Raw genomic sequence first — 13,363 nt, 5'->3', positions numbered from 1 at the left:
CAACGCCTTTTTGTATAGGTAAAGTAACGGATAACAAGGGGTTTGGTTATTTATTTTTTCGTTTTGCAGGAAATGGAATTTCTTTCTCGAAAATGTAGATATACCGGATTGAAATCCGCAGGGAAAGGAAGGAGTAACTGTGCATTCCTCAGAATTCAGTAAGATTTGGCATAAAATATTGAAGGACTATAAGCTACATATGGATAGCAAGCTTGCGCCTACACTGACAGATGCCCAACTCACCGTGCTTGAATTGCTTCAGGAACGTGACGCAATGAAGCCTTCTGATCTGGCCCCCCATCTCGCGACCAGCCCGGCGGCGGTGACGATGCTGCTTGACCGGATGGAGAAGCATAATTTGATTGTGCGTGAACGCGATGCAGCGGACCGGCGGATTGTCTGGGTGAGCATCACGGAGAACGGACAGAAAGAGACCGAGCGCGGACTCCAGATCCGCAGTGATTTTTTTGCCGAAGCGCTTGATCCGATTTCTTCACATAATCAGCAGCTGCTGCTTTATCTGATGGGCAAGATGGCGGTTGCTCCTACGCCGGAAGGCTCTACACCCTGAACCTAAACTTGGATCTTATTAATACTTATATAAGCTCAAAAAACAGGCCATCCGTTAACGGATGGCCTGTTTTTGCAAATGCCGGGACCACAGATTCCAGGGAAAAGTCTGCGGCGGCAGCGAGATAAGCTCGATTTCTTCTTTGGTAACCGGATGCGGAAAGCCGACCAGCGCGGACCAGAGGGCAATTTGCTGCCCCGGTCTGTTCACCGCCGAACCGTATTTCTGATCCCCGAACAAGGGACAGCCGATTCCGGCAAGCTGCACGCGGATCTGATGCGAACGTCCGGTAAGCAGGTCTATCTTCAGCAGAGTATACCCCTCCGCGCTGTCCAGCACCGTATAATCCAGAATAGCCTCTTTGCCGCCCGGTGTTCCTTTGCGGACAATGGTAACTGTATTGCTCTTGGCATCCTTGAGCAAGGTATTGATCAGACGGCCCTGGGAGGCCGGAGGCTGGCCGTGCACCACGGTCAGGTAGACTTTATGGAAGCTGTGGGTACGGACGCTCTCGGACAGCCGTGAAGCGGCTTTGGATGTCTTGGCGAAGATCATCGCACCTCCGACTGGACGATCCAGCCGGTGAACGAGTCCCATGTACACATTACCGGGCTTGTTAAAGCGTTCCTTCACATCTTCCTTAAGCAGGCTCAACAAGTCTGCATCGCCAGTAGCATCCTCCTGTACGGGGATATTTACAGGCTTCACGATGCCGAGAAGGTGGTTGTCCTCGTACAGAACTTCAAAACGGGAACTTCCCTCCCCGCCCACTCCGGCTGTACCGGAATTGTGTGCAGTCATGGCTTACGCCTCCCAGCGGCCCAAAATTCCGCAAGGCAGGTTCATCCCGGAGGAGGTAATCGGCAGTCCGATTTCGCCGGAGGTCAGCTTGCCGCCGTACCGTTTGCCCATCGTCATCGAGAGCATGTTGCGCAGAACGGTTGGAGAAATGCCTGTCGTATAGGAGTTAATGAGCATGAACAAAGGTCTGTCGCTCATGATTTGCATGCAGCTCTCCAGGAACGGGTACAGACTCGCTTCAAGCTTCCACATTTCACCGCCGGGTCCTCGGCCATAGGAAGGCGGGTCCATAATAATTGCATCGTATTTGCTGCCGCGGCGCTGTTCGCGCTGTACAAATTTGAAGACATCATCGGTAATATAGCGGACCGGACGTTCGGCAAGGCCGGACAGGGCCACATTTTCTTTCGCCCATTGGACCATGCCTTTGGCCGCATCCACATGCACTACCGAAGCTCCGGCGCTCGCTGCAGCCACTGTAGCCCCACCGGTGTAAGCAAACAGGTTGAGCACAGAGATCGGACGGTTCGCCTCAGCGATCTTGTCCATCATCCAGCGCCAGTTGGCCGCTTGCTCAGGGAACAGGCCAGTATGCTTGAAATTTGTCGGACGCAGGTGGAAATTCAGCTTGCCGTAGCTGATTTTCCAGTCGTCCGGAATGGTTTTCTTCATTTCCCATTGTCCGCCGCCTGCCGAGCTGCGGTGATAATGTCCGTGCACATCCCGCCACTTCGCCGTCTCGTTCGCGAGCGGCCAAATGATTTGCGGGTCCGGGCGGCGCAGAATAATATCGCCCCAGCGTTCCAGCTTTTCTCCGCCTCCGGTATCAATAACTTCGTAGTCTTTCCAATCGCCTGCTATATACATATTTAATCCATCCTTCAAAAAATTCATTTAGCCTTTATTGTACAACATTTAGCCCGGGCCCTACAAACAAAAAGGTAACAAAGCTGCGACTCTTCTCATTTTGCCCATTTGGGGATGTGCGTATAATATTTCCAAATATATCAGCGAGTTAGGCCAACAAATGACAAGAAACTATCTGCTTCTCGGAGGAGTGCTGACGGCCGTTATTGTAGCGTTTCTGGCAGTGATTGTGTATGATCAGGTTAAGTATGTTTATCGGAAGTTGAACAAGCACAGAAAGGGGCAGCGGCTTCATGTACAATCTGTCGGAGCTGTATTATCCGATTACGGCGAATCCGAAGGGGGCAGGGGAGATTCTGCCCTGCAAGGCGCTGCGTCCTTATATCCGCTGTTTCTGGGGAGAGCCAGAGAAACAGCTTAATGCTCCCTCGGCCCCCTCCCTTGGGGGAGAAATTATTATACCGGACAGCTGCATGGACATCATTTGGGAGTGGGATGAGCAGACGGGAGAGTCGGGCGGGATTTTTTGCGGGATTAACGATACGCCTTTTGAAGCCGGACAAGCTCACGACGATACGGGAAAAATCCGCTTCGCCATCCGCTTCCACTTCTGGGCCGTGCACTTGTTCGCCGATGACCATCTCAGGGAGGTCCTGAACATCCATACCGGGGTGGACCATTATTTCGGTTCGTTCCGCAGCGAATTGGGAGACAAGCTGCCGGGGACCCGTACTGTAGCAGAACGGATTGCCTTGGTGGAAGCTTATCTGCTGCGTCAGCTGGAGAAGACCCGGCACAGCAATGACGGCATGCTGAATGCTGTGTATGCCATCGTGAAGTCCAAAGGCGTCATATCCGCTGCTGCACTGGAAGGGGATTCGGGGTTTAGCAGCCGGCAGCTGGAAAGGCTTTTTCGTGAATATATCGGAATTTCGCCCAAAAAAGCAGCCGATCTTGTGCGCTTTCAGAATGTATGGCTGGAACTATACCGCACAGCCCCGCAGAATAGAAATATTCAGGATGTTGTATATAGCTACGGCTACAGCCACCAGTCCCATCTGAATAATAATTTCAAGAAATTTGCCGGCAAAACGCCGCTTGAAGCTCTGGCCTATGCACGGAATTAACATGTCGTTTTTTTGCAATACAGCGGCGGCGGTCACCAGGTATACTGTTGTCAGATGGCCAATGCGCCGCTAACCAAATGATGAGAATGAGAGGGATATACTATGATTTCTGCTTTTGAAGGCATCAATTTGTACAGCAAGGATACTGCAGCCTTGGCGGCATTTTATGCAGAGGTGCTGGGGATTCCTGTACCGTTTGAAGGCTATGGCAACTCTGACGGGGCGAAGATTGGCTTTGACAAAAGTCAGCCGGGCATCATTATCTGGGATGAGAATAAATGGGATAAGCTGACGACAGGAGCAGTCAATCTGGTGTTCTCCTGCAGCAATCTGGATGAGACCTATGAAACGCTCAAGGCAAGAGGATTGGATTGCCAGCCGCCGGTTACAATGGAATACGGGGGTAAGGAAATGAATTTCCGCGATCCTGACGGCAATAGCATTACCTTGCTTGAAGGAGCATATTAAGTTATAGCAAGCCTCGATAATACAGAATCGACGATGAACGCGAACATCAACCGGACTCCCGGTCAGTGTTCGTGTTTTTATATATTGACAATGATAATCATTATCAAATAGAATGAGGTTAGTAAAAGTTGGTTTAAATTTAATGTTTACCTTGGGGAGGAACAGATTCATGGCTAAGGTGCTCGTGGCATATGCCAGCTTGACCGGCAATACGGAAGAGATTGCTGAGCTGATTGTGGAAGGAATACGCCAGGCAGGCGGAGAGGCCGTTCTGAAATCGGTCACCGACTGCAATGCGGATGAGATAAAAGCTTATGAGGGCGTGCTGCTTGGTGCCTATACCTGGGGTGACGGTGAGTTGCCTGATGAATTTTTAGATTTTTATGAGGAGATGGATGATCTGGATCTGACGGCTTATAAGGCAGCTGCCTTCGGAAGCGGGGACACCGGATATGAAATCTATTGCGGAGCCGTGAATCAGATTGAGGAGAAACTCAAGGAACGCGGCGCAGAGATTGTTCAGGAAAGCTTGAAGATTGAATACGGTCCGAACGCTGCCGAGAAAGAGGCCTGCCGGAATTTCGGTCGTCAATTTATCGAAACCTGCGCGGCGGTTTCTTAAGAATGGGCGGCGCGGCAGGATATCAGGTGGCGGGAAGAAGGGAAGTGCCGGACGCAGGCTACAGCCGGCTTAACGATTTCCGCATGGAGCATATCATGCTGGGCGGAGCCGAGGATCCTACCGGAGGGGCTGCGGCCACAGGGCTTCCGCGCTGGAGGCAGCAAGTCCAGTATGCAGTAGGGCATACCCTTAACGATTTCTACAGTCTGCAGCCAGAGGTGCGCAGGGAGACGCCTATCCAATTTCTGCTGGAGCGGCGCTGGCCGCCCAAAGGAACAGCTTTTCCTTCGCTAATGCACTATTGGGATATCAAAACGGCGGTGGCTGACGAGCTGATGCGCATTGTCTCCGGGAATCATACCCGCGAGGTGCCGGTGATGCTCTATGAGCAGTGGCATGTTCCGGTACCGGAGCTGGCGATCGACCTGGCACTGATTTTTCAACTGGCCTGGAATTCCGCAATAAATGGACGCTGCTTGAATATCCAGAAATTTATGGTGAACGGAAATGAGGATGTGATCACCGGATTTCTGCACATGGCTAATGTGTTCTGCCATAAGGCTTATGGAGAACCAGCTGAAACCATTGAAATATATACTTTGCTTGACGGCCGCCGGCATATCTTTGACGGAGCAGGTGTACCGCTTGGCGAATCACTTGATTATGTGCGATTGTTGTCTGTATTCTTGGAGGGCGAAGCCATGGCACATCCTGCATTAAAATACGGAGAGCGCAGGAACGAGAAAAGTGAGGAATCCTTCGGAAGATACGGATTAATGTAATCCGTAACCAAGTGGACTATCCATTCCTTCCCGGAGCATGACAGGCTTGCCAAGCAGGGGACATGAAGATATGGTTAAGGGCAGGAGGTGTTCCAGCCAATGCCGGAAACAATTAAAACCTATAACACCGCAGTGGAAGCGACGCTTGAAGTGATCGGAGGCAAGTGGAAGCCGGTGATTCTATTCTTTCTTACGTTTGGCAAGAAACGCAATGGGGAACTGATGGGACTGATGCCTGCTATTACACAGAAGGTGCTAACGCAGCAGCTGCGGGAATTGGAAGAGGACGGAGTCATAAAACGGACTTCTTATAATGTGGTTCCACCGAGAGTAGAGTATGAGCTGACAGAATATGGCTGGAGTCTAAAAGCAATTCTTCACCTTCTGTGCAAATGGGGCGATACGCACATTGAACGGGTGTACGGTGATCGGGCCATTGTATTGTCTGAACGTGAGCGGAATGATAAAACGGCCGGCCTCTGAAACAGGGACCGGTCGTTTTTCTTAAGAAAAGCTATCATACATACAGGGAGTATTGCTTAAGGGATAACCTTGGCTTTTCGGAGCCCGTCAAAAATATTCATGAACATACTCTCCGTTTCTACGAACTCATGGAAGCCCAAGCGGCGTGCTTTGGTACCGTCTGCAAAAAAATCGTAATCCCAGGAGAAGACAAAGTCCCCGAATGCCCAGGATGATACGCTCTGATAGCTGTTTTTTTCCAAGCCGTACTTCTCTACCATGTTATTCCACAGTGTCTCCTTATCCTCCATGACTACAGACAGCGACATCTGAAGAGGCGGAGCCGTTTCAAGATTAAAATACGCGGCGATTTTGGGCCACATCTCACTCCAGCGGAACAGGTCGCCGTTCGTAATATTAAAAGCCTGATTAGCACAGCGCGTATCGGTTGCCGCCCATATGGTCGCTTTCGCCAGCAGCCCTGCGTCAGTCATTTCGAGCAGGCTATGATAGGCCCCAGGTTTACCAGGAAAACGCAAAGGCAACCCAAGCTCCTTCGACATGGAGGCATATATGGCAATAACGAGGGCAAGATTCATAGGATTGCCAAGTGCAAACCCGCCGACGACGGAAGGTCGCAGTGCTGACCAGGTCCATCTTTTCCCTTGCTGCCGCTTTTCAAGAAAGTTCTGCTGATCAATATTGAATTCCGGCGGCATATGATTGGGATCGGTTTCCCTGGCAGGCGTTTTAAAGGGTCCTAGGTGAGCGCCATATACTTTATAGCCCTGCATAAGACTGATATGCTGCAGAGCATGGGCCACCGGTTCAATAACATCTACTACGTTAACCAGCATGGCGAGGTTTGGGGGGACAAGCTCCGCCCAGGTGGGCTTATCCTGATAGGCTGCGTAAAAAATATGTGTCACTTCCGAAAGGCTGCCTAACTTTTGGCGGACGTCCAAAGGGTCGAGTAAATCGGCGGAAATGTAGCGGATGCGCGTAGTATTCTCTCCACCCCGGCGTGACACGCCGATAATGTCCCATTCGGGCAGCGTAATGAGATGTTCGATCAGATTGCGTCCAATCACGCCGCCTGCTCCTACAACAAGGGCTGTTTTTTGCGGTGTATATTCTTTAGAATACATATTCTTTGTCCTCTCTCTGCGTATTGGATACACCCCAAGTATGGATCGCGGGAAGAGGGATGAATAGTACGCACTTTGAAGTCATATAGGAACCTGCAGGTAACATAAGGAGCTGGACTCACCGGCAATCAAGAAAGCCCCTTGCTGCTGGCGAAGGGTGCCAAGCGACAAGGGGCTGCTGTATGTTGTACTATTGTGCTGCTATAGAGAGGCAGAGAATTCAGCCGGTATAGCGGTAGTAATCCTGCTTGTTAAGAATTACGAATCCGCAGCTCTCGTATAACTTAAGCGCGTTGGGATTGTCCAGTGAAACCTCCAGATTCACACTGTTATAATTGCGCCGCTCCCGCTCGATGGTCTGCAGCAGTGCACTGCGTCCGATACCGAGTCCGCGCAGCTTCTGGTCGACCGTAAATCCGAAAATCCAGGTTTCGTTATCCTCCGTGGACAGCCGCATCTTACCGGCAGGCTGTCCGTTCATTTCAATGATGATATGCTCCTCCAGCCCTTCATGTTTATACATTTCAAAAACTTCGGCCGCATCCTCTTCCGACATGTTAAAGCCGACGCTGTCCAGCTTAATGAGGATGGATTCCTCGTCCTCGCGAGCGGGCCGCAGCACCACGGTACCGGCAGCAGAACTGGCTTCTCCGGAGCCTTGCGGCAAAGTGCTTCCATCCCATTTCATCTGGTATTCGGCATGATTGAAGACCAGTGGCAATGTCTGCAGGAATGCTGAACCCGAAGCTGAATTGGCGGGCGTATTCAGCAGCAGTGTGGTAACCTTTTTCTGCTTAATAATGCTCTGGGCCCGCATCCAAAGGGAGGTGAAGATTCCGCGGCGGCGGTAGCCCGGGCGGACCATGCCGCATATTTCCATTTCGCTGGAGAAACTGTATAGTCCGATGAAACCGACCAGCAGTTCCTCTTCGTAGGTTACCAGCCATTCCGTCCCGCCGGCCGCTGAAGGCAGCCGCAGCATATCCCAATTCAATTTGAGGGAGATTCCCTCGTATTGCTCGCAGCGCTGCTGCAATTCTTCTATATCTTTTAAAGTGTCAGCTGTAGTCAAACCGTTTCCTCCTAAGGTTGTGAGCGCTCAGCGATGAAGCTTTAGCTCCCATAGATTCATAGTATTTAAGGAAACGGGCATGGTCTTAAGACCGGTTTCCGTCTCCGCTGAGTACATCCGAGTACTCTTCATGTTTTTTGAATTGATGCGCAGCATAAGAGCACACGGGGACAATCTTCAAATCCTCTTCACGGGCCTTGTCCACAACCGCCCGTACAAGTTTTTCACCGGCACCTTGACCGCGCAGATCCTCAGAGACGTAGGTATGGTCAATGACCAGTGTTCCTGTAGCCTCTTCCAGCCTGTATGTAATCTCGGCAAGGTCCTTACCGTCGCCTGCAATATAGAAACGTCCTTCTCCTTGTTCAATCAGTTCCATATTCTTCACTCCTGCCTAAATGTAATGCCTTTATTTTACTACCCTGATTTGGAAAAAGCGAGAACTGTACATAATGACTGCCTGTTTTCATGGAAGAACTTAACACCAACTGGAAGGGGATGCGGAATGACTTGCACTTACGCTGCTTCATGCCCTAAGATTAAGACACTAACGCTGTAACGAATAGAAGTTGCATCAGGAGGAACGCCCATGGAATACGAGATAGAGGTTCAGTTTGAGCCGGTTTATGAGTTAGTAAACAGCATACATACATTTATCTGCAAGAAATCCAATAAAAAAATCGATCTGGGTACCCCGTGGGCTGCCGAAGTGGCAGGCAAGCTTAGTCCAGGGCTTCTTAGTGCACTGGAGGAAACAGATCTCGGGAATGACTGGAAGCTGCTGAACCTGCTGATCTATTTATGTCCGGCCAAACAAAATGTGGAGAGTGCGCTGAACTGGCTGGAAAGTCTGTCGGTCGGTGAAATATACGAAACCCTTGCCGGGCATGTCAGTGTGTTTCCTGTCCAGATGGAGCAGTTCCGCAGCCGGATGACCTACCTGTTAACCGAATGGAACCGGCAATACTTCAGCACTAGTGATCCCGCCATTCTCGCTAAGCTGCAGGAGCATACGAAGGAACGGAACCGGGAACTCAAGACAAACAATACTTCCGATTTTGTCAACAAGACAACCAATGGTTTCTATTTCTTGCCGGGGGACGGACTGCGCAGGCTGGTGCTAATCCCGCAGTTTCATTTTCAGCCTGTCAACATTATTTACAACTTCGGCACTTTGACCATTTGTCATTATGCGGCGAGAATTATGGTCACAGATGAGGAAATATCACCGTTCATGTACAGGACTCTACGCAGTCTGGGTGAAAAAAGCCGGCTGAAGATTCTTCAATCGGTCGGCGGAGAACGCAAAACGTTCACGGAAATCGTAAAGCAAGCGGGCATTTCCAAAGGGATCGTACATGATCATATTTTCAGTCTCCGGTGTGCCGGTCTGCTTCATGCCTACATCGAAGGGGAGAATGTCACCGCATACAGCCTTCGTCTGGAGGGGATTCACCGGATGAATGAGCAGCTTTTTAAATATTTGAATTGAACCCGGTACACCCTATAATCCTTTACAAAGCCAAGGTATTCTCTGCTGAAGAGAAGCTTTGGCTTTTTTTGTACCGGAAAAAACGCCAGTGAATTCTGTTTGTGGAGAATTATTTTTAAGTTCTCTCTTTACAGAACAGAATTTACTTTCTATAATGTGAACTATCGGTCATTAATCATACTTAGTAGGTAGGAATTATCAGTCTTTATAAAATGGAGAGAAAAGAGATGATTTTGTGAGAAAAAGTACGATTTTATTGTCCACCTTACTGATAGCAGGTTCATTGCTGCTGTCGGCCTGCTCGGACAACGGCAGTGCGAACAACTCTGAAGTTGTGGACACCCCGGCTACGGCCTCTGCAGATACTGGCGGAACCGAAGCGGCAGCTTCACCGGCACCCGTGCCGGCTGGCGCACTCAGCGAGCCTTTCACGGCAACTGACTTGTCGAAGCTGCCCGCAGTTGCCCAGAACCGTACGGATACGATAATCGTCGGACTCACCGACCCCAGCGGCGCGTTTACACCTTATTTCCAGGAAAGTGGTTATGACGGCAACGTTTCTTCTCTACTTTATGCTTCACTGGTAACGGTAGATGACAAAGGTGTTCCTACTCCGGAGCTTGCCGAAAGCTGGGATGTGTCGGAGGATCAGCTTACATACACCTTCCATTTGCACAAAGACCTGAAATTCAGCGACGGCTCACCGCTCACTGCGGAGGATGTGGCTTTTACCTGGACGATTCAATATGACAAGACTTATGACGGCGGGTCCTCGCTGCCTTCGCTCAATGTGAAGGGCGGCAAAGCTTACAAAGAAGGTACTTCCAAAAGCATCGAAGGCATTAAGGTTATTGACCCGCAGACGATCTCGGTAACGCTGGAGCAGCCAAATGCTACGGCACTTGTGGTACTTGGCTCCAATGTGCTGTCGAAAGCCTATTATGGCAAGGACTACAAATTCGGCGAGCTGGAGTACATCAAGAAGCTGCATGAGAAACCGCTTGGCGACGGTCCTTACAAGCTGGAGAAATTCATCCCCGGGCAAGAAGTTCGGCTGGTGGCTAATGAGAACTACTTCAAAGGCAAACCAAAGACCGAACATTTTATTTACAAAACCTCTGAGGGCGACGTTTGGCAGTTCCTGGAGACAGGAGAAGTCGACTATGCTTCCTTCAGTGCCACAGAAGAAAATATCGAAAAGCTGAAGGGACTCGGGTATGTGAATATCATTCCTTATACACCGAGCACTTACGGCTACATGCAGGTTAACCTGAAGCACGAGCAGCTCAAGGATAAGCTGGTGAGACAGGCGATAGTCTACGGCCTTGATCGTCAGAGTATTTACGTGGACGCTGCCCAGGGTGCAGGCTCCATTGCCAATATTCCGGCATCGCCGATCTCCTGGTCATATACGGAAGAGGGCATCAATCCTTATAAATATGATCCGGAAAAAGCCAAACAGCTGCTGGATGAGGCCGGTTGGACTGTTGGTGCGAACGGTATCCGCGAAAAAGACGGCAAACCGCTCAGCATTCACTATCTGGGCTCCAAGAGTAAAAACACCGACATCTTTATTGCTGTAGCCAAAGAGAACTTTGAAGCGCTGGGCATTGAGTTCCAACCGGAAATTTTTGCAGATTTTAACTCGCTGGTTTCGAAGGTGGAAGGCGGGGATTATGATCTTGTATCCTTCTCCACACCTATGCTGACCGATCCGGCTGACGGATTCATGCAATTCTTCGACGGTGAAATTACCGATTACGAAAATCCGAAATTCCTGGAGCTGTACAATAAAGCACTGGCCACTACCGATATCGAACAGCGTAAAGCAGTCTACAAAGAGCTCTATCAGCTGTTAAATGATGAACTTCCGATCATTTTCACCAGCTACAAAAAGACAGTGTACGCCTATAACGGCCGCATCCAGAATCTTACGGTCAGCCCATTCATCGGGCTTGCCGGCAGCCTGCCGGACTGGACTCTGCAATAATTAACTGTTCGTCCCCTGCCGGGTATGCAACGGCAGGGGACGAATCCATAAGGAGCCAATCATGAGTACTTATTTGACAAAAAGACTGCTGTATATATTCATCATTCTGTTTGCGGCATCACTGCTTATTTTTTGTCTTTATGCTACTACGCCGGGGGACTTTATCACCGGCAATATCAAGCTGACTGCAGAACGCAAGGCGGAGCTGCGGGAGATCTACGGTCTGAACAAACCGGTGCTTGAGCGTTACGGCATATGGATGAAAAATGCACTGCACGGGGATTTCGGATATTCGCTCGCCCAGCAGAAGCCGGTGCTTCAGCTGTTCAACGACTATATCTGGAATTCTTTTTTGCTGGCGGCGGTATCGACCTTTCTGACCTGGGTTATCGCAGTTATTATCGGAGTGATTTCTGCCTATAAGCAATACTCCTGGTTTGATACGCTGGTGATGATTGCCATATTCGCGGCGATGTCGCTTCCGTCTTTTTTTATCGGCCTATTCCTGATTAAAATATTGGCGGTTGACTTCAAATGGCTGCCGCCTGGCGGAATGACGACCACAGGCAGCAATGCTGCCGGTATGGCATACCTCAAAGATGTTGTGCGTCATATGACGCTGCCGGTTATAGTGATGACCTTGCTTGGGCTGGGCTCACTAACCCGGTATTTCCGCAGCAATATGATAGATGTGCTTAAACAGGATTATATCCGCACAGCCCGGGCCAAGGGCTTAAAGGAGCGGAAGGTGCTGTTCACCCATGCGCTGAGAAATGCGCTGCTGCCGGCCATTACGCTCGTTGGCTTCGAGCTTCCGGCGCTGTTCGGCGGGTCGATTATTATCGAGCAGATCTTCAACTGGCCGGGCATCGGCCAACTGTATATGAAGTCCTTCGGGCTGAGAGATTATCCTCTGCTGATGGGCTTTACGATGCTGCTTGCCATTCTGACCGTGATTGGAACGCTGCTCTCGGATATTTTGTACCGGGTTGCCGATCCGCGTGTCCGGTTATAGAGGGGGGATGACATTGTGGCAGCTAACAGCACTTTAAACGAGCTTCACAGGCCTGCAGCCAAGGTCCAGAAATCTTCACTGTTCCGGCAATCAATACGGAGACTGCTTCATAACAAGCTGGCGGTATCCGGTTTTGTAGTCGTTGTATTTATGTTTGTGCTTTGTTTTATCGGTCCTTTGTTCTCGCCGTATACAGATAACAAAATCAATATGGCCATGATGAATAAAGCACCGAATCTCAAGCATTGGCTGGGAACGGATGCGCTGGGCCGCGATATACTGACGCGGGTGATGCAGGCTGGACGCATCTCGCTTACGGTCGGACTTGCTTCGATGGTATTGTCCGTATTTCTCGGCGCCCTTCTGGGGGCGATAGCCGGTTATTACCGCGGAATTGCTGATCAGATCATCATGCGTATTGCGGATCTGCTAATGACGATTCCCAGTCTGCCGCTGCTGTTCATCTTCGGTGCGCTGCTGTCGGAATGGAAGATTCCGACGGACTACCGGATGTATATTGTTATGCTTATGCTGAGTATCGTGAACTGGCCGGGTCTGGCACGGATGGTGAGAGGCCAAATGCTCAGCCTGCGGGAACGCGAATTCATGCAGGCTGCGGTAGTGCTGGGGCTTAGCGACCGCCGAAAGCTGTTCAACCATCTGCTTCCGAACATCGTTCCACTGCTGATCGTGATGGCGACGCTTAACATCGGCGGAGCGATTCTCAGCGAATCCGTACTCAGCTTTTTCGGCTTGGGGGTTATGCCGCCGACGCCGACATGGGGGAACATGATTGATGCTGCGAATAATATGATCGATTTCCAGAATCGCCCTTGGCTGTGGATTCCGCCGGGTCTGTCGATATTCGCCACGGTCATTGCCATTAATATATTCGGTGACGGCCTCAGAGACGTGCTTGATCCTAAACAGAAGAGGTAGGTGTCCA

Annotated in this window: 15 protein-coding genes; 10 read left to right on the top strand and 5 right to left on the bottom strand. The window is 50.4% G+C overall.

Going from position 1 to position 13,363, the window contains the following annotated elements:
* Nucleotides 1-139 precede the first annotated feature (139 nt).
* On the top strand, nt 140-571 hold the full coding sequence (locus H70357_RS22365) for a MarR family winged helix-turn-helix transcriptional regulator (protein WP_038594308.1): 432 nt from the start codon (nt 140-142) through the stop codon (nt 569-571).
* Nucleotides 572-625: 54 nt separating this feature from the next.
* Here H70357_RS22365 and H70357_RS22360 read toward each other — a convergent pair whose 3' ends face one another.
* Both H70357_RS22360 and H70357_RS22355 read right to left on the bottom strand, forming a co-directional pair.
* Complete coding sequence (locus tag H70357_RS22360) at nt 626-1,372, bottom strand: RluA family pseudouridine synthase (protein ID WP_052092193.1); 747 nt, start codon at nt 1,370-1,372, stop codon at nt 626-628.
* Between the two features lie 3 nt (nt 1,373-1,375).
* The gene (locus H70357_RS22355; RefSeq protein ID WP_038594305.1) at nt 1,376-2,239 is read right to left on the bottom strand and encodes a class I SAM-dependent methyltransferase; all 864 of its coding nucleotides are present in this window, start codon (nt 2,237-2,239) and stop codon (nt 1,376-1,378) included.
* 293 nt (nt 2,240-2,532) lie between these two features.
* Between H70357_RS22355 and H70357_RS22350 the strand changes: the two genes are divergently transcribed.
* From H70357_RS22350 to H70357_RS22330, 5 genes are all read left to right on the top strand, one after another.
* Nucleotides 2,533-3,366, top strand: a complete 834-nt coding sequence (locus H70357_RS22350) for an AraC family transcriptional regulator (protein ID WP_038594302.1) — start codon at nt 2,533-2,535, stop codon at nt 3,364-3,366.
* A gap of 102 nt (nt 3,367-3,468) precedes the next feature.
* A complete protein-coding gene (locus H70357_RS22345; protein WP_038594299.1) occupies nt 3,469-3,834 on the top strand; it encodes a VOC family protein in 366 nt (121 codons plus the stop codon).
* A gap of 169 nt (nt 3,835-4,003) precedes the next feature.
* The gene (locus H70357_RS22340; protein ID WP_038594296.1) at nt 4,004-4,456 is read left to right on the top strand and encodes a flavodoxin; all 453 of its coding nucleotides are present in this window, start codon (nt 4,004-4,006) and stop codon (nt 4,454-4,456) included.
* A 2-nt stretch (nt 4,457-4,458) separates the two neighbouring features.
* The gene (locus H70357_RS22335; protein WP_052092192.1) at nt 4,459-5,238 is read left to right on the top strand and encodes a hypothetical protein; all 780 of its coding nucleotides are present in this window, start codon (nt 4,459-4,461) and stop codon (nt 5,236-5,238) included.
* Between the two features lie 99 nt (nt 5,239-5,337).
* A complete protein-coding gene (locus H70357_RS22330) occupies nt 5,338-5,721 on the top strand; it encodes a winged helix-turn-helix transcriptional regulator (RefSeq protein ID WP_038594293.1) in 384 nt (127 codons plus the stop codon).
* A gap of 56 nt (nt 5,722-5,777) precedes the next feature.
* Here H70357_RS22330 and H70357_RS22325 read toward each other — a convergent pair whose 3' ends face one another.
* From H70357_RS22325 to H70357_RS22315, 3 genes are all read right to left on the bottom strand, one after another.
* Nucleotides 5,778-6,848 (bottom strand): SDR family oxidoreductase, encoded by a 1,071-nt coding sequence (locus H70357_RS22325; protein WP_038594290.1) that lies wholly within the window; start codon nt 6,846-6,848, stop codon nt 5,778-5,780.
* Between the two features lie 220 nt (nt 6,849-7,068).
* The gene (locus tag H70357_RS22320) at nt 7,069-7,920 is read right to left on the bottom strand and encodes a GNAT family N-acetyltransferase (protein ID WP_038594287.1); all 852 of its coding nucleotides are present in this window, start codon (nt 7,918-7,920) and stop codon (nt 7,069-7,071) included.
* An 85-nt stretch (nt 7,921-8,005) separates the two neighbouring features.
* Nucleotides 8,006-8,299 carry a GNAT family N-acetyltransferase gene (locus H70357_RS22315; RefSeq protein ID WP_038594285.1) on the bottom strand — a complete coding sequence of 98 codons (294 nt, stop codon included), beginning with the start codon at nt 8,297-8,299 and terminating at the stop codon, nt 8,006-8,008.
* Between the two features lie 210 nt (nt 8,300-8,509).
* On the opposite strand from H70357_RS22315, the gene H70357_RS22310 reads away from it, so the two are divergent.
* The 4 genes from H70357_RS22310 to opp4C all read left to right on the top strand — a co-directional run bounded on the left by H70357_RS22310 (nt 8,510) and on the right by opp4C (nt 13,356).
* Complete coding sequence (locus H70357_RS22310) at nt 8,510-9,412, top strand: ArsR/SmtB family transcription factor (protein WP_038594282.1); 903 nt, start codon at nt 8,510-8,512, stop codon at nt 9,410-9,412.
* 235 nt (nt 9,413-9,647) lie between these two features.
* The gene (locus H70357_RS22305; RefSeq protein WP_038594279.1) at nt 9,648-11,402 is read left to right on the top strand and encodes an ABC transporter substrate-binding protein; all 1,755 of its coding nucleotides are present in this window, start codon (nt 9,648-9,650) and stop codon (nt 11,400-11,402) included.
* Nucleotides 11,403-11,463: 61 nt separating this feature from the next.
* A complete protein-coding gene (locus tag H70357_RS22300; protein ID WP_038594276.1) occupies nt 11,464-12,417 on the top strand; it encodes an ABC transporter permease in 954 nt (317 codons plus the stop codon).
* Nucleotides 12,418-12,495: 78 nt separating this feature from the next.
* A complete protein-coding gene (opp4C, locus tag H70357_RS22295; RefSeq protein ID WP_379144776.1) occupies nt 12,496-13,356 on the top strand; it encodes an oligopeptide ABC transporter permease in 861 nt (286 codons plus the stop codon).
* Nucleotides 13,357-13,363 lie beyond the last annotated feature (7 nt).

Source organism: Paenibacillus sp. FSL H7-0357, from assembly GCF_000758525.1.
Lineage (GTDB): Bacteria > Bacillota > Bacilli > Paenibacillales > Paenibacillaceae > Paenibacillus_AQ.
The sequence above is the reverse complement of the archived record's forward strand: the minus strand, read 5'-3'. Positions and strand labels throughout refer to the sequence as shown.